Annotated in this window: 11 protein-coding genes and 1 pseudogene; all 12 read right to left on the reverse strand. The window is 46.1% G+C overall.

The window, feature by feature from the left end:
• Positions 1-148: 148 nt before the first annotated feature.
• Positions 149-922, reverse strand: a complete 774-nt coding sequence (locus tag GWD08_RS04590; protein WP_159547729.1) for a DUF975 family protein — start codon at positions 920-922, stop codon at positions 149-151.
• Positions 923-1,388: 466 nt separating this feature from the next.
• On the reverse strand, positions 1,389-3,245 hold the full coding sequence (locus GWD08_RS04595; RefSeq protein WP_159547728.1) for a proline--tRNA ligase: 1,857 nt from the start codon (positions 3,243-3,245) through the stop codon (positions 1,389-1,391).
• A gap of 108 nt (positions 3,246-3,353) precedes the next feature.
• A complete protein-coding gene (gene rseP / locus GWD08_RS04600) occupies positions 3,354-4,613 on the reverse strand; it encodes an RIP metalloprotease RseP (RefSeq protein ID WP_159547727.1) in 1,260 nt (419 codons plus the stop codon).
• A 76-nt stretch (positions 4,614-4,689) separates the two neighbouring features.
• Entirely contained in the window at positions 4,690-5,484 is a 795-nt protein-coding gene (locus GWD08_RS04605) for a phosphatidate cytidylyltransferase (protein ID WP_159547726.1), read from the reverse strand.
• A gap of 13 nt (positions 5,485-5,497) precedes the next feature.
• Positions 5,498-6,247: an isoprenyl transferase gene (locus GWD08_RS04610; protein ID WP_159547725.1), complete on the reverse strand. Its 750-nt coding sequence runs from the start codon at positions 6,245-6,247 to the stop codon at positions 5,498-5,500.
• A gap of 165 nt (positions 6,248-6,412) precedes the next feature.
• Entirely contained in the window at positions 6,413-6,808 is a 396-nt protein-coding gene (yajC, locus tag GWD08_RS04615) for a preprotein translocase subunit YajC (protein WP_159547724.1), read from the reverse strand.
• A 1,304-nt stretch (positions 6,809-8,112) separates the two neighbouring features.
• Complete coding sequence (galE, locus tag GWD08_RS04620; RefSeq protein WP_159547723.1) at positions 8,113-9,114, reverse strand: UDP-glucose 4-epimerase GalE; 1,002 nt, start codon at positions 9,112-9,114, stop codon at positions 8,113-8,115.
• 1,033 nt (positions 9,115-10,147) lie between these two features.
• Entirely contained in the window at positions 10,148-11,755 is a 1,608-nt protein-coding gene (locus GWD08_RS04625) for a glycoside hydrolase family 13 protein (RefSeq protein ID WP_159547722.1), read from the reverse strand.
• An 87-nt stretch (positions 11,756-11,842) separates the two neighbouring features.
• Positions 11,843-12,976 (reverse strand): ABC transporter ATP-binding protein, encoded by a 1,134-nt coding sequence (locus GWD08_RS04630; RefSeq protein WP_159547721.1) that lies wholly within the window; start codon positions 12,974-12,976, stop codon positions 11,843-11,845.
• A 146-nt stretch (positions 12,977-13,122) separates the two neighbouring features.
• Positions 13,123-13,749, reverse strand: coding sequence for a helix-turn-helix domain-containing protein (locus GWD08_RS04635; protein WP_159564466.1), 627 nt, complete (start codon positions 13,747-13,749; stop codon positions 13,123-13,125).
• Positions 13,750-14,137: 388 nt separating this feature from the next.
• Positions 14,138-15,355: pseudogene (locus tag GWD08_RS04640) on the reverse strand (LPXTG cell wall anchor domain-containing protein); the annotation flags it as partial.
• A gap of 354 nt (positions 15,356-15,709) precedes the next feature.
• Positions 15,710-17,049 (reverse strand): LPXTG cell wall anchor domain-containing protein (locus GWD08_RS04650; protein WP_208858409.1); only part of this gene is annotated, 1,340 nt, incomplete at its 5' end.

Genomic DNA, 17,049 nt, shown 5'->3' on the forward strand with positions numbered 1-17,049 from the left:
TGCACACAAAAAAACCGCGAGGCAGCAAGGCTTAAAACCTCACTGCTTCGCAGCTCACTCGGTTGAGCTAAAACGGGCCACTTCAAGGAAAAACCAGCTGAGCAAACAAACGTGCCATTGGTTTTTTAGTTGGCCAGTAAGCGGCAGCCTAGAAGTCCACTTCGTTTTGCTCTGCCAGGTCTTGTGGGATCACATCACGATCACCAGATGACGTTGTCAGGGCCACACCGTCTTGCTCAAGCAAGAGTTGGTTGTAATAAGCCGCATTGGTCGCACCAATATAAGGGGTCAACCAAATAAAGCCAATCCCAAAGGTCAAGCAAGCCAAGATAGCCCAGCCAATAAAGCTTAACTGCAGGACAAAGAATTCCCACTTATGGCCATCCATCAGCTCGCGACTCTTAGTAATCGCACTGGTGATGCTGGTTTTTTCTTGCTTTTCAAAGGCATCCATTTGGATGAAATTAGCCTGTGAGTAGCTATACCCCTTAATAATTCCTGGAATAATTAATAAAAGCGTCCATAGAAAGGTAAAAATACTAATGAGGATATTTAGGAGCAGATAGCGCGTAAAGTGTCTAACCGTAAAAGTGTATTTAAAGGTCGCAAGGACAGACTTGCGCCGGTTGCGAATCAAATCAAGAAAACCCTTTTGGCTACTGATGGTTAGACCAAAATAACCAAGCATCAGTAAAACCGCAACCGCTGCTATCCCAGACAGGGCAGAAGCAGAGAGATTCTCAATATAGTTCACCTGCTCAACATCTAAAGAATCTGGAAAGATGCTATCAGCTATCCCATTGCCTAAAAATTGGCCAAGACCGCCTACGGCCGTTGGAATAATCGAAATCGCAATCGCCCAGCCCCAGTTGCCTTTCAAGGCTGCTTTGGCTTCTTGTTTTAGTTCTGCTCTTGTTTTCATAAATCATCTCCTAACAAGCTTTTTTCTTTGAGTATACCACAACCTGCCTGAAAAGTCCGACGTTTCTGCGGCCATTGCTGGATCATCTATCTGAAGAATTGACCTTGTCCAGCTCGCTAACAAAACACGAGACAAGGTAGATCCTTAAAAGATAGAAAAGAGATCGTAACCTACCACCCACCTGCGGTACAAATCAAGAGCACCCTTAGTAAGCTCGAAAGCCTACTAGGAACCAGGAAGCTTTAAATGCAAAGGCAGCAAAAAACTGAGACTGCTTGTCCCAGCTTTTAGGGCTTTTTTTCTGTGGTGGCGTGAGACATTGTCCACCGAGACCACTAATGAATCAGCTTGCCTAGCTTTTAGACCTCGCTTTTGCTCTTCCCACTTCAATTGACATTTTTTGTGACATGAGCAGAACTAAAACAGTAACGCCGCAGCGGCAAAAAGCTAAGCTAGGTCTGGTTTTTTAGGGATGCTGGGTCAAAATCTCTAATGTTTCAATCAGGTTTTCCTGATGAACTTCAATGCTATCACCACTTGCTTTGATTTTAACTTCGACGATGCCTTCGCTGGCTTTTTTCCCAATCGTCACACGAATTGGCAAGCCAATAAGGTCACTATCAGAGAATTTAGAGCCGACACGCTCATTACGATCATCGGTCAAGACTTCATAGCCTTGGCTTACGAGGTCGCTTTCAATCTTAGCTGTTAAAGTCTGGGCCACCTCGTCTTTGGTGTTGACCGTAATCAAATGCACATCAAACGGAGCTAATTCCTCTGGGAAGTTAATGCCCCAAGCAAAACGATAGACGCCCTTAGGCGTTTTATTAACGAAGATGCGAGCATGTTGCTCAATCACCGCTGATAAAATACGGCTAACGCCAATACCATAGCAGCCCATGATCATATGTTGTGATTTGCCATTTTCATCCAAGACAGTAGCCCCCATGCTATCTGAGTAGCGGGTACCTAGCTTAAAGATATGGCCCACCTCGATTCCCCGAGCAAACTGCAAGCTACCTTGACCATCAGGTGCAAGCTCGCCTTCTTTGACTTCTCGAATATCCACATATTCGGCTGTAAAATCACGCTCTGGATTAACACCGGTTAAATGGTAACCATCTTTGTTGGCGCCAGCAACGGCATTGGCTAGGTTTTGAATATTTCGATCGGCAATAATGGGAATGGCCGAATCAAGGTTTACAGGACCAAGCGAACCAAAGTGGGCGCCAAAGACTTGGTAAGCTTGTTCTTGGCTAGCTGGTGCTAAGAAATCAGCGGCCAAATGGTTCTTTAGTTTGACCTCATTGACCTGGTCATTACCCACTAGCAGAGCAACAACAGGCTTTTCATCGGCAATGTACAAGAGGGTCTTAATGGTCTCTTCTTGGGCAATCTTGAGAAAGTCAGCCACTTCATCAATGGTCTTACAATCTGGAGTAGCCACTTCTGCTAAGTCTGCATATGCAGAGACCTTATTGGTCTTTTGAAAGGCGCTGGTAGCCATTTCCAGATTAGCAGCATAGTGAGAGGCACTAGAATAAGCAATAGTGTCTTCGCCAGAAACCATCCATTTATTAAGCTCTGCCTTGATCTCTGCTAAAACATCTGCTGGAATCTCTGCAATCGAAGCAATTGATTTATCAAGCACCAGCCAACGGTTGAGGTCTGTGCGTTTTGGGGTGACAGCCATGAATTCTTGGGAATCCTTGCCTCCCATAGCTCCGCCATCGCCAATAATCCCCTTGAAGTCTAGACCAGCTCTGGTAAAAATATTTTGATAAGCCTGACGGTAGTCTTCATAAGTGACATCTAAATCCTCATAGCTTTGGTGGAAGCTATAGCCGTCTTGCATGATGAATTCACGTGTCCGTAGAAGGCCGTTACGAGGGCGCTTTTCATCACGATACTTGGTTTGGATTTGATAGAGGTTAAGCGGCAATTGCTTGTAAGATTTGACAGCATCACGAACCAAGGTCGTAAAGGTTTCTTCATGTGTGGGACCTAGGATAAAATCTGATTGTTCACGATTTTTAAGCTTGTAGAGGTCTTCGCCATACGTTTCATAGCGGCCTGACTCACGCCAGAGGTCCGCATTCAGTAGCGCTGGTGCTAACATTTCCACTGCGCCGATCTTATCGAACTCTTCACGTATGATGCCTTTAATCTTTTCAATGGTTCGATTAGCTAAAGGCAGATAGGCATAAATACCAGCAGAAACTTGACGCACATAACCTGCGCGCACCAGCAAAGCATGGCTGATTACCTGGGCATCGCTAGGCATCTCGCGCAGGGTGGGAATTAACAGTTTTGATTGTTTCATGTGTTTTTCACGATTCCTTGCCTCCTAGGCGTTATTCCCTAAGACATGACACTATGCAGCTAGATCAGCTAGCAAAGAAGGAACCGCCTTCCTTTCGTTCGTGTTCTTTTAAAAGAAAGCTCGCATAATATCATTCCATGTTACTGCAACCATCAAGACCAACATGATGGCTACTCCAGCGAGCGTAATATAGGTTTCGGTTTCTTGTTTCAAAGGTTTTCGTCGGATGGCTTCGATAATATTCATCAAAATTTTACCGCCATCTAGAGCCGGGATGGGAATGAGGTTGAAAATCCCTAGGTTAATAGAGAGCAGAGCCATCAAGGATAGGACTGATTCGATGCCGTTTTTCGCTGCTTGATTGGACATCTGATATATGGCCACAGGGCCACCTAGCTTGTTCAAGCTAAAGCCGGTGACGAGATTTTTCAAGGCTCGTATAATCACCAAGGCCCCATCCACCGACATCTGCACCCCACCCCAAAGCTTATCTTTAAGGCTTGTCCGTAAGGGGACCAAAACACCTAGAGCATAGTGGCCAGAAACCTTCTGCGGCTTAACCAAGACTTCTTTTTGCTTGCCAGCATGGTCAATCCGGACGGGGAGGCTTTCATTTGCTGATAGGCCTTTAGTGGCCTTATCGACAGCGCTGGTCAAATCATGCCAATTGGAGATCTGGTACTTACCAACGCTCAAAATACGGTCATTGCTTTGAATACCAGCTTGAGCAGCCGCTCCCTTATCAACCACCCGTACTTGATTGGTCTTATAGTCTAAGGCGCCGCCTTGCACAAAAGCCAAGATGGTAAAAACAATAACCCCTAAGATAAAGTTATTCATGGGCCCAGCAAAATTAGTCATCATCCGGCCAGGCAAGCTGGCATTTTGGTACTGGACATCTTTAGGGGCGATGCGAACTTCTGTGCCGTCTTCTTCGACAATTGTTGCAAAATGAGCTACCGCATAAGTCTGTTCTTGGTCTAAGACCAAGCCTTTAATCATCAGCTGATCTTCTAAATCATAAGCAGTGACATTCATCGGCAAGCTCGTAGGGTCCAGTTTGGTTTTAGAGAGGTTGATCCGTTTGACCAAACCTTGGGCATTTAGCGTGAGGGTGACAGGGGTACCGATCTTGATTTCGGTTTTATCTTCCCCCCAGCCAGCCATTCGCACATAGCCTCCCAGGGGCAAGCTACGAATGGTGTAGAGGGTGCCTTCTTTGTCTCGGTGAGAAAAGAGTTTTGGCCCCATCCCTATTGCAAATTCGCGCACCAAAATGCCCGATTTTTTGGCAAAATAGAGGTGGCCAAATTCATGAACCACAACAAGGATGCCAAAGATGATAATAAAGGTTAATAAGCCTAGCATCTTTTTCCTTTCCTTCTTTTTCTTTTTTTATGTTAATGTTCTAACGGTAAGCATTGCTTGCTTTAACACGTAAGGCTTAAAATAAGCCAATGAGATGCATAAGGGGAAAAACAAAAATAATGGAATCAAATCGATCGAGAATACCTCCGTGACCAGGGATGAGTTTTCCAGAATCTTTGACTGCAAAATGGCGTTTGATGGCACTCTCCACTAGGTCGCCAAATTGGGCGAAGAGAGAAAATAGCATCACAAACAAAAGCATGGTTAGGAGAGCATGGGGGGCATAAACGCTATGGTCAATCAACATAAAGACCAAAGCAACCACCACTGCGCTAGCGATTCCTCCAAGACTGCCTTCAATGGTTTTATTGGGCGAGACTTGGGGTAATAACTTGCGTTTCCCGATTTTGCGTCCTACGAAATAGGCGCCCATGTCGGTTGCCCAGACGATAAAGAGGGCAAATAAAACCTTATCCACACCGACCAAACGCGCGTTAACTAGGTTTTGAAAGCCAATCCCGACATACAAGCTAGCTGCAATGGGAAAGGCAGCATCTTCAAAGGAATAGCGTTCGCTATTAAAGACCGTGCCTGCTAAGATGAGAAAAACAATGAAACCATAGCAAGCAAAGTTTGCATCAATCGGCAAAAAGCTCAAGTAATTGGTCATAGGAACCGTCAAGACAAATGCCGCAAGCATCGCTAAAATCCCTTCAAAGGAAAAAACCTCGAGGCGCTTCATGCGCAACATTTCAGAGACACCCAGCATGGCTAGTAGACCAGCAAAGAGTTGAAAGGGGAGGTTACCAATAACCAACAAGGGGATAAAAATAGCTGCCGCAATAGCTCCCCAGATAATACGTACTTTCATGTTCTATCTCCTTTTAGATTGCACCAAATCGGCGGTGCCTACGGTTGTATTCTTCCACTGCCTTGATAAATTCAGCCCGGCGAAAATCCGGCCACAAAACAGGTGTGAAATACAGTTCACTGTAAGCTGATTGCCAAGGCAAAAAGTTGCTCAGGCGCAACTCGCCGCTTGTCCGAATGATGAAATCGGGATCGCGGTAGAGATAGGGGAGATGATCTGTCATGAGGTAGTTGGCGATGAGATCTTCTGTGACATCATCAGGATTCAACTTAGCATCAAGCACATCCTGGGCAATGAGGCGGACAGCATTGGTGATTTCTGCCCGGCCGCCATAATTCAAGGCAAAGTTGAGAATCAATCCGGTGTTGCGGCGGGTCTGCTCAACAGCCGCATTTAGAGCCTCTAGAGTTTCCTTTGGCAAGCGGCGGGTCTCGCCAATCATCTGAATGCGAACCTTGTTTTTATCTAATTCAGGAACAAATTTGTCAAAAAATTCCACAGGAAGGTTCATAATAAAGTTGACCTCATCTTGCGGACGTGACCAATTTTCTGTTGAGAAAGCATAGACTGTCAAGACCTTGACACCCATTTGCGAAGCGGTAATGGTAACCTCTTGTAAAGCATCCATGCCCACTTTATGACCAAAAACACGTGGTTTCAAGCGTTTCTTGGCCCAGCGGCCATTGCCATCCATGATAATACCAATATGTTTTGGTACTTTGTCTATTGTAACTTTTTTTGTTTTTCCAATTATCCCAAACATGTTTTATCCTTAATTTGCATACTTATCCTTTATTTTACCACATTTCCCCATTTTTGGTTCTTCTTTTATCAATTCCTCTCGGAAAAAAAGAGGGTAAAAGCCTGGATTGTCAGGTTTTTACCCTCTTTGCTCAGCCGATCTGAGTGAGTGGCCACAAACGTGCGCCTATTTTTCACTAATTGCTGTTTCTTCTGGCTGGATGGCCTCTACAGCTGTTTCTTCAGCTACAGGCAGGTTATCATCTGCTACTGGTGTCGTTTGTTGGTCTGCTGGTTCCACTGCTGGGGTGGTTTCACCAACTCCTGTTTTGGTTACAATGCGCTTGATTGCTGCCAATTCAAAAGTCAAGAAAACACCATCAACATCCAAGACCACTTTCTTAGCCTCGGTGTCAACCTCATCAACCAAAGCATAAAGACCACCAATAGTCACCACTTCGTCGCCTTTTTGCACGGAATTCAGCTGGTTTTGGCGCTCAGCTGCTGCTTTTTTTTGCTGCCGTTGCATGATAAAAATCAACCCTAGCATGACAACAAACATCAGTATCGTTGTATATCCCATAATTTCTCCTTATTGCTAAATAATCATCTGGTCTAACTATATCAAAATAATAACAACATAGCAAGGGAAGGTCACGCAACTAGACTCCTCTCTCTTTGACAAGAGAGTACAGCTCACAATCCAGCAAAGCCTTAGGTGACGGCAAAAACGTCACCCTAGACTAGCTTTGAGTGGGCGAGAAATCTCAGAAACATCATATATGCTTGGGGACAAGATATCGGCAAATAAAGCCTTGCATGGGCGGTCAAGTAAGCACCTATCTAAACTCCTATCGCTGACAGCTGTCAACCTGGTTGCTATTTTTTCTGATATTTTCAGTAATAAGGGGTCGCTTTTTCAGAAAAAACACATGCTTCTTTTTTGAAAATCTGTCATTTTTCAGAAAATCCAAGCAAACAGCTGTGCTGTCTGGGCTGTATTTTTAGAAACAACCGAGTTTAGCGGCTGCAGATTGCAGCTCGCTTTTGGAACATAGACCCACACAAGCAAAAACGAGCCTTATTTTGCCTGACATGCATCATTTTTTCTCTGTCATTTTGCAGAAAAATCACGACCTGAGTCGGCGCTTATCTGTCACATTTTCTGAAACAAAATAGGTCCATTTGCACTTTTAGCCTATATGGTATCAGAAAGGCCCTGTAAGGGCTGCAACATTTTTTGCCTCTCTAGGCTTCTTCTGTGGCGTCAGCCGGTCTTAGACGCCCTATTAGGCCTGAATATGACACAAGACACAATAAGGTAGACAAAAGCGGGAAGGCGCAACGGCCAAAAAATGAAACAGACACGAAGTTTTTGCACTACTAGAAATAGGCTTGAGTCAAGCTAACGCAACGACAGGATACCACTACCGCTAGGCAGGCTCTCCACAAATCCTGCAAAACGTTAACAGCACCTGAGGGTCATTGGACACTGATACGAGCAACTCTGGGCAAATTTCTGCAAAGCGCTTGCATCACCAAGGCAATGCGCTACTAACCTAGGCAAATTCACCGAAACTTCCTACAAAGCGCTTGCATAAATCGTTGCACTCATCCCAACTCGCGCCAGATCAGCAGCTAGCTACTAACTTTTTTCATGTTACTGCTCTGGCGAAAAATCAGGCAAGTAAAATGAAACGGCGTTCCAAAGAAATTGTAAAAAATAGTTTACAGCAAAGTTGTCTACCACAATCATCTTGGCTTTCAGCAGTATCTGAAAGCTCTTCTACAACAACTTTGCAGCAAGTCTGATTTTTAAATCTAAACGCCTAGCTTACAATCAAGTGATCACTTGCCAGTGCTTACCTAAAGCAATGCGCGTTTACACTAAAGCTGATCTTCATAGCCATTTGGGTGGCGGGAATGCCAAGCCCAGGCCGTTTCGATAATTTGCTCAATCGTGTCAAACTCTGGCTGCCAGCCTAAAACTTCTCGCGCAGCATCTGAGTTAGCCACTAAAACATCTGGATCTCCCGGTCGCCTCGAACCCAACTCAAAGGGTATCGGTCGCCCAGTGACTTGGCGGGCGGCTTCAACAATCTCCAAATTCGAAAAGCCTGTTGAAGACCCTAGATTAAAAGCGCGTGATGGATTACCCTGCCGTAAATAATCAATCGCCAAACTATGGGCCTGAGCCAGGTCAAAAGGATGGACATAGTCCCGAACGTTCGTGCCATCCAAGGTGTCATAATCATTGCCAAAAATGGTAATCTTAGGCCGCATGCCCTGTGCTACCTGAAGGACAAGAGGGACTAAATGGGACTCTGGCTGATGGTCCTCGCCAATACTCCCATCTGGTTTATCACCAGCCACATTAAAATACCGTAGGGCTACAAATTTGATTCCATAAGCTTTATCACACCATTTCATGATCTTTTCCATCATCAATTTGCTCTCCCCATAAGGATTAATAGGGGCTTGCGGTGTGCTTTCTTTTATTGGCAGCTCTTCAGGAATCCCATAAATAGCCGCAGAGGACGAAAAAATGAGCTTACGAACTGCAAAATCCTCCATCACCTCTAATAGCTTGACTAAGCCTACCGTATTATTTTCAAAATATTTCAATGGCCTGACCATCGATTCAGCCACCTGCGAAAAGGCGGCAAAATGAATCACAGCGTCGATTTCATCATTTTCTTGAAAAACGTGCTTCATGAACGCTTGATCAGCCACATCGCCTTGGTAAAAACGGGCCTCAGGGTGAACAGCTGCGCGATGACCTGTCGCCAAATTGTCTACCACTACTACTCTTTCGTGATCCGACTCAATTAAGCGATCAACCATGTGCGAGCCAATATACCCTGCCCCGCCTAAAACTAGAACTGCCATTTTTTCTCCTATTTTTTTCTCTTTCCACTACTTTCACAAAGCGTATATCGCTTACGCCATGTGGTATCATCTGCTAGATGCCCACATCTTTTCAAACACCCCCTAAAGATCACCAAGGTTTTGGTGATAAACTCTTACTTTTTTTCATGTGGTTCATCACCCTACTGACAAGTCAGGTAAATCCACATCTCTGGTTAGCTGTTATTACATTATACTGACCTCAGAGATATTTTTCAACTTTCATAAATTCCGTTTTCGGGCTTTCTGGGAAAATCGCTGAGCCCATAACTTCAACAAAACCGATGCCTATGCCGATTTAGACACCCTTTGAGCAAATCAACCGACCAGGAAAAAAATTTTTAAAAAAGAAATTAACCGGAGGAGTAAAGCAAGAAAAATAACAAACATAAAAAGCCTAACCCGTCTGTCTAGCACAGCTAGCAAAAACGGAAATAGGCTGTAAAGACAGGACTAGCAAGCACTTAGGCCACACCCAGCTCTCGCACCAGATTAGCTGACAGGCGCATTGTAACCAAGTAGGTCAGTGGGGAGTTTGGAGCCGGCTCAAAGCAAAATTAGCACAGATGTGCACAGATGTGCATTTTAAGCTCCATTGAGGTCCCAATCCTAAAAAGGGGTACAAAAAAAGATTACCCTTTTTAAGATAAGCAGCCCTAATTGCAAGGCTAACAGAGCTATTAAGCGGTCTTAAGCAAAATAGTAGCTCAGGTTAGGACAGCTTTAAACCTTACATTAATAAATAATTAATACAACACAACTCTTACCTTAATGCATTACAATAATTAAGCCTGTTTTAGATTGCTCTTTAAATAAGTTTGCTTAATCTAAAAGACCAGGTATTTGTTAACCGATCTTAACCAAAAAGCAGTCCTCGTCTGAACTGCTTTAAAGTTAACGATAAAAACGGATGATTCCCCAGAAGCAAAACAGCTTTTAAGGGTGTTGAAAAATCACATCAGAGAGTGCCATTTCTTATAAATAAGCTGGCTTAATTACTCATGAAGAGGCAATCTTAAGCTAACTTAACACAAAAGGCATCCCACGCAGCGAGCTGCTGCTGCGCAAGCACCTGGTTTTCATCTGTATTAGAAATGATGGTGGCTGCTACCTGTTCCACACAAGGAAAAGCTTGTTCCTGAACAGAGAGATTAGCCACCACGAGGTAGCGGTCTGTCTGATCCTTGCGGATATAGGCAAAGACCTGGTCTGTGGTCTCAAGCAAGGTGAAATCAGCATCCACTAACCACGATTGCTCCTTGCGTAGGGCGACCAATTTCTGATAAGTATAGAAAATACTGTCAGGATCTGCTAGTGCTGCTTGGACATTGATGGTGTCATGGTTGGGATTGACCGGCAGCCAGGCTTGGCCAGTGGTAAAGCCGGCTTGGGCTTTTGCTGTCCATTGCATTGGTGTCCGGGCATTGTCACGCCCAACCTTACGGATGCTATCTAAAATATCCTGTGCATCGGCTCCATTAGCGAGGGCTTCTTTAGCATAGTTGAGTGATTCAATATCATTCACCTGATCAAGGCTCTCAAAGGGATAGTTGGTCATCCCGATCTCTTCACCTTGATAAATATAGGGCGTTCCACGCATGAGATGTAATAAAATCGCTAGCGCTTTGGCTGACTTTTCCCGGTATTGACCGTCATTGCCCCAGATGGACAAGACCCGCGGCAGGTCATGGTTATTCCAAAAGAGCGAGTTCCAGCCTTGGCCCAGAGTCAGCTCTGTCTGCCATTTGGTAAAGATGGCCTTTAGGGCTGGCACATCTAAGTGATCACGGTAGACCCACTTAGGAGCGTCGGGCTGGTGTTGCAAGCCGATATGCTCAAACTGAAAGACCATGGACAGTTCCTCATTATCTGGTTTGGAATATTGTCTGGCAATAGCTGGGGTGGCTCCCCAAGTTTCACCGACTGTGAGCAGATCATGCTGGCCAAAGGTTGCTTGATGCATCTCTTTGAGGTAGGTGTGGAGTTTAGGACCATTGCCGGTGATTTCTTGATCAGGGAGTTTACCGATCAAGTCAATCACGTCCATCCGAAAACCACCAATCCCCTTATCAATCCAGAAGTTCATCATGTCATAAATCTTGCTGCGCAGCTCAGCATTTTCCCAGTTGAGATCGGGTTGGCGTTTGCTAAAGAGGTGGAGGTAGTATTGGCCTGAGGCTTCATCATACTGCCAGGCCGAACCAGAAAAGGTTGACTGCAAGTGATTAGGCTGATCACGCCAGATATAGTAATCCCGTTTAGGACTAGCTGGGTTTTCTCTTGCTTCGATGAACCAAGCATGCTCATCTGAGGTATGATTAACCACGAGGTCCATGATAATTCTGATGCCGCGGGCCTTGGCCTCAGCTAAGAGACGGTCCATGTCCGCCATGTCACCAAAGATAGACGCGATGGCTTGATAATCCGAAATATCATAGCCATTATCATCCATAGGGCTTTGATAAACAGGGGAGAGCCAGATGGCTGTGATGCCGAGCTTTTCGAGATAGTCCAACTTACTGATAATGCCCTTGAGGTCGCCTATACCATCACCATTGCTATCCATGAAGGAACGAGGGTAGATTTGGTAGATTGTAGCTTGATGCCACCAGTGTTTTTTCATAAGTCTCTTTTCTTTCTAATCCTTAGCAACAAAAGCCCCAAAAGATTGTTTTGAGGGCTATTGTTGTATGCTTTGTGGTCTGTGGGGTTAGCGGATTGCTTGTTCCGTATCCAGATCAAAGAAGTGTCCCTTAGCCACGTTAAAGGTCAAGGTAACGGTTTCGCCAGGATGGTGGAAGTCCCGCGCTTCAACACGAGAGGCAAACTCGGTGCTACCAACTTTAACATAGAGCATGGTTTCAGCACCCAGCAATTCTGAAACAAGGACTTCCGCTGTGACGGTCGCACTTGGGTAAGTATCCTGCACGATTGGGTTGCCTGAAATATCTTCAGGTCGAATGCCAAAGATCAGCTTTTTGCCTTTGTAGCCAGCTGCCTCAAGGACTTTTTCTTGGCCGGCTGGAATAGCAAGCTTCAAGCCATCGTCACTGACAATGTAGCCATCTTTGACTTGAACTTCAAAGAAGTTCATGGCCGGGCTACCGATGAACCCAGCGACAAATTTATTAGCCGGAAGGTTGTACAATTCTTGCGGTGAGCCGACTTGCTCAATCTTACCGATAGTTCCGTTGCCTTGTGGGTTCTTGGTGGCTGACATGATGACAATCCGATCAGCTAGAGTCATTGCCTCGGTCTGATCGTGGGTAACGTAGATTGTTGTTGAGCCAATACGCTGGTGGATTTTGGCAATCTCAGCCCGCATCGAAACACGTAACTTAGCATCCAAGTTGGACAAGGGTTCGTCCATCAAGAAAACCTTGGCATCACGGACAATCGCCCGGCCCATGGCCACACGTTGACGTTGCCCACCAGATAGATCAGCTGGTTTACGGTCCAAAAACTCTGTTAAACCCAGAATGGCTGCGGCTTCTTTGACCCGCTGATCAATATCGGCTTTTTTATATTTGCGGAGCTTAAGGCCAAAAGCCATGTTGTCGTAGACACTCATGTGGGGGTAGAGGGCGTAGTTTTGGAAAACCATGGCAATGTCACGGTCCTTGGGTGATTTATCATTGACGACTTGACCGTCGATTTTTAATTCGCCTTCAGAAATATCTTCTAGACCTGCAATCATACGCAGGGTGGTGGATTTACCACAGCCAGATGGACCAACAAAAACGATAAACTCTTTGTCTTTAATCTCTAGATCAAAATCTTCGACAGCATAATGACTGGTATTAGGGTATTTTTTATAAATGTGATTGAGGCTTAATGCAACCATGTGTCAACTCTCCTATACTAAGCTCACTGATCGGCACTAGCTCTAGGCTGGCTTGTCAGCATAGCTATTTTGAATCTAGTGTAACAAAGATAGCGGTTTCATAAAAGAGACAGGCCGCCCAAACTTTTTGGGCAGCCTGCACAAGCTTAGGAAAGGGTGGGGAGGAGATGGGCAAAGGCCAGGTCATCAAGCAGCTTTAGATTGAGGCCAGATTGCTGGTAGAATTTCTCCAGCCTGTATTGCAAGGAGTTGCGATGGATGTAGAGCGCCTGCGCCGTCTGCACTAGGTTGCCCTGCTGGCGCCACAAGGTCTCAATCATGGCCGCCCCAAAGGAATCTTCTTGAATGAGGTGGGCAAAATGACTCCGGATATGAGGAAAAGCAAGCCCATGAGTGAGCGACCACAGCATGAGCTGGGCAAATGACAGCACCTGATGGGGCGGCTGCCCCTTGAGATAGGCCGAAAAGAGCTGACTTTCTTCAGCAAAGTAAGCCGGTAACTGGTCAGCCTTTTCCTTGGGCCAACGATTACCCAGTAAAAAGGTAAAAGACATGTCAAAGTCACTCTCTAGTGTCGGTAGGATGTCCCGGAGCAAGGACAAGGGATCATCACTAGCCAGTCCATCCCATAAAAAGCAGGTCCGGTGTGGGCTGAGATGGAGCACCGCCGCAACCTGACCCAGCAAATGGGCCAAGGCATCCGACTGACTGGGAGTCAAGGGCGCTTGGTGCTCGAGGTGGAGCCACTGGTAGGTCGCTAAGTCCAGGGGCACAGCGCCCTTGCCCTCCATGAGGTAGCGGTACCAAGCCGACGGCTCTGGCGTCAGTTCGGACTGGTCCGTACGGAGCCAGGTCAGGAGGTAATGCTCGCGGGCACTCAGATGCGCCAGCGGAAAGTTGAGGTAATGGTCACCTTGAGGCAGACTAAGCCAGTCAGCATCAGACTTGGGAAAGGCACTGATGACCACCTCAGGGAAAAGTTCTTGAGCCTGCATGAACGTGTCGTCTTCCTATCTTTTTAAATCTTAGTAGCATTATAGCATAAAGCCGATCCCGGCAGCAGCTCCTGCTGCTCTGGCTTTTTTGCAAGTAGAAAAAGAGAGAATCGCTTTGGATTCTCTCTCATTATCGCTCATCACTATCGGGGAGTAGGAATGGCGCTTAGTTTTCTTCTTTACGTTTGCGAGCAAGAACGCCTGCTGAAGCAAGGACAGTCAAGGCTGCAGCTGTGAAGAATGGATTTGTCGCATCACCAGTTGATGGTAACTCAGCAGTTGCTTTAGCAGCTGGTTTTGCTGGTGTTGCAGCAGGAGCTGCTGGACGGTTAACATGTCCGGCTGAACCGTTGTTAGCGTTACCGCTAGCTTTACCATTAGTGTTACCGTTAGTATTTGGTGCAGCTTGTTTCTTAGCAGCTAATTCTTGTTTTAAGCGTTCGATTTCAGCTTTAAGGTCTTTGTTTTCAAGACCAGCTTTATCAAGCATTGCTTTAAGCTCTTCAAGTTTAGCTTCTGCTTCTGCTTTGGCTTGCTTAGTTGTTTCTAAGTCTTTTTCAAGAACGGCAATCTTAGCTTCTGCGTCTGCTTTGGCTTTTTCAAGCTCAGCTACCTTAGCATTTGCTGCTGCCACTTGTTTTTCAAGCTCAGCTTTGTCTTTAGTCAAGCTGTCGATTTCAGCTTGTTTTTGGGCTAGGTCGTACTTAGCAGACTCTACCAAGCGTTCTAGACTAGCTACATTTTCGTTGAGTTTAGCAACATCAGCGTTAAGCGCTTCAATCTTAGCATTTGCTTCGGCATTGTCAGCTTTTAATTGCGCAATTTCTGCTAATTTTTGTTGCATTTCAAGCTTAGCAGATTCGATTAAGCGATCGTAGCTTGCAAGGTTGCTAGTTAACTCTTCGTTTTTACCAACAAGTTCTGAAATTTGTGCATTCTTGTGGTTCAAAGCGTCAAGGTTAGCTTGTGCTTCTTTTTGGCTGTCTGTAAGAGCTGCTTTAGTAGTATCTAAAGAGTCTTCAAGGAGCTTCTTCTCTTTAGTAAGCTCTTTATTAGCTTCTTCATTTACTTTAAGAGCATCTGCTGTGACTGAAATTTCTTTTTCCAATCCATTAGCATGTTTTTCTAACTCACTATAATGATCCGCAAGTTCACCATGATATTTTCTTAAGCGTTCAACTTGTGCACTAAGTTGATCATTTTTTCGAACTACGCTTGCCCAAGTATAAGCTGACCAGTCAGGATGCCGACGTGTATAACTTCTTAGCACAGATGCATACGCATCATAATATCTATCGCTATGAACAGTTGCCTTCGCTGTTGTAGCAGTTGCTCCTAGGACTGTGGTTGCTGCAAGTAATGATGCTGTTCCAACACTAAGTTTTTTGAGGGTGCTGGGGGCAGCCTTTTGATTTCTAGCCATTTTCTCTTTTCTCTCCTTATTTCTTCCTTTTGTCTAGTGATTAAAGAAGGCACAACAAAAGGATGGTCTTCCTTCTAACAATACTATTCTAAAGGAAGGATTAGTTATAGTGAAGTTCACTTTTTTTATTAATCATTATTTTATGATTAGATATTTTCGTGGTTGTGCCTAGTAGAAAAGGAAAGCTCATTGCTAGAGCTTTCCCTTTGCTGGCAGTTCTAGCTGCACTAAGAAGTGGCTAGTTGGTGTCCTTGTTAGCTTTCAACCCAATTTTGTTTATGTGTAGTGGATGTGGTTTTTTTAATAGGATTAGTTTTAGGAGTTTGTTTTTTCTTTTTTGGATTGATAAACGAGGACACCAGCACTAGCCATGGCAGCTAGCGCAGCTGCGGTGAAGAACGGGTTAGCCTTCTCACCGGTTGCTGGTAAGTGTTGAGCTCTTGGAGCAACAACGGTAGCTGGTGCAACCTGAGCTCTAGGTTGCGCTGCCTTAGGTTGGTTATTAGTGTCAGCTGGAGCTGGTTGTTGCTCTTGTGGTTCTTGCTTAGGTTGGCTTGGCTGTTCTGGTTGGTTAGGAGTAGGAGTTTGAGGCTGCTCAGGTTGCTGAGGAACGTGTGGACGTTCTGGCGCAGGCTGAGGTTTAGGAGTCACCTCTGGTACTTGAGGTTGATCAGGTGTATGTGGTGGATCAACTTCTGGCTTGTCAGGGATTTGTGGTGCTCCCTGTGGGCCTTGCTCACCGCGATCACCTTTTTCACCTTGGAGGCCTTGTTCGCCACGGTCACCTTTTTCACCTTGAAGGCCTTGTTCGCCGCGCTCGCCTTTTTCGCCTTGAAGGCCTTGTTCGCCACGGTCGCCTTTTTCACCTTGAAGGCCTTGTTCACCACGGTCGCCTTTTTCGCCTTGGAGACCTTGCTCACCGCGGTCGCCTTTTTCACCTTGGAGACCTTGCTCACCACGGTCGCCTTTTTCGCCTTGAAGGCCTTGCTCACCACGGTCGCCTTTTTCGCCTTGAAGGCCTTGCTCACCACGGTCACCTTTTTCGCCTTGGAGACCTTGCTCACCGCGGTCGCCTTTTTCACCCTTAGGGCCGGTTTCTCCTTGAGGCCCACGCTCACCTTGAACACCAGGTGCGCCATCTTTACCGGCTGGGCCTTGTGGACCGACTGCACCGGCAGGACCCATTTCACCACGCTCACCAGTTGCTCCCTTTTCACCAGGATCACCTTTTTCACCTTTAGGACCGGTATTCCCTTGTTCTCCTTGGGGACCACGTGGCCCAGCCGGGCCAGGGCGGCCTTGGGGTCCAGCCTCACCTTTTTCGCCGCGTTCACCACGCTCGCCTCTAGCACCAGGAAGACCACGTTCACCATTTTTACCAGCAGGACCTTGGGGTCCGGTTGGGCCTGCGGGTCCGCGTTCTCCTGGCCAACCTATTGGTCCTGTTGGACCAGCTTCGCCTTTTGGTCCACGTTCGCCGGTTTCACCCTTATCGCCGCGCGGGCCTTGTGGGCCAGCTGGACCGCGAGCACCGGCAGGACCCATTTCACCACGCTCACCAGTTGCTCCCTTTTCACCAGGATCACCTTTTTCACCTTTAGGACCGGTATTCCCTTGTTCTCCTTGGGGACCACGTGGCCCAGCCGGGCCAGGGC

The organism is Streptococcus halichoeri (assembly GCF_009870755.1).
Classification (GTDB): domain Bacteria; phylum Bacillota; class Bacilli; order Lactobacillales; family Streptococcaceae; genus Streptococcus; species Streptococcus halichoeri.

Bases quoted from the DNA above. Each gene is read 5' to 3' on its own strand.
- GWD08_RS04595 (WP_159547728.1), bottom strand. From the start codon at position 3,245: ATGAAACAATCAAAACTGTTAATTCCCACCCTGCGCGAGATGCCTAGC.
- GWD08_RS04625 (WP_159547722.1), bottom strand. From the start codon at position 11,755: ATGAAAAAACACTGGTGGCATCAAGCTACAATCTACCAAATCTACCCT.
- GWD08_RS04630 (WP_159547721.1), bottom strand. From the start codon at position 12,976: ATGGTTGCATTAAGCCTCAATCACATTTATAAAAAATACCCTAATACC.
- GWD08_RS04610 (WP_159547725.1), bottom strand. From the start codon at position 6,247: ATGTTTGGGATAATTGGAAAAACAAAAAAAGTTACAATAGACAAAGTA.
- rseP (WP_159547727.1), bottom strand. From the start codon at position 4,613: ATGCTAGGCTTATTAACCTTTATTATCATCTTTGGCATCCTTGTTGTG.
- yajC (WP_159547724.1), bottom strand. From the start codon at position 6,808: ATGGGATATACAACGATACTGATGTTTGTTGTCATGCTAGGGTTGATT.
- galE (WP_159547723.1), bottom strand. From the start codon at position 9,114: ATGGCAGTTCTAGTTTTAGGCGGGGCAGGGTATATTGGCTCGCACATG.
- GWD08_RS04605 (WP_159547726.1), bottom strand. From the start codon at position 5,484: ATGAAAGTACGTATTATCTGGGGAGCTATTGCGGCAGCTATTTTTATC.
- GWD08_RS04590 (WP_159547729.1), bottom strand. From the start codon at position 922: ATGAAAACAAGAGCAGAACTAAAACAAGAAGCCAAAGCAGCCTTGAAA.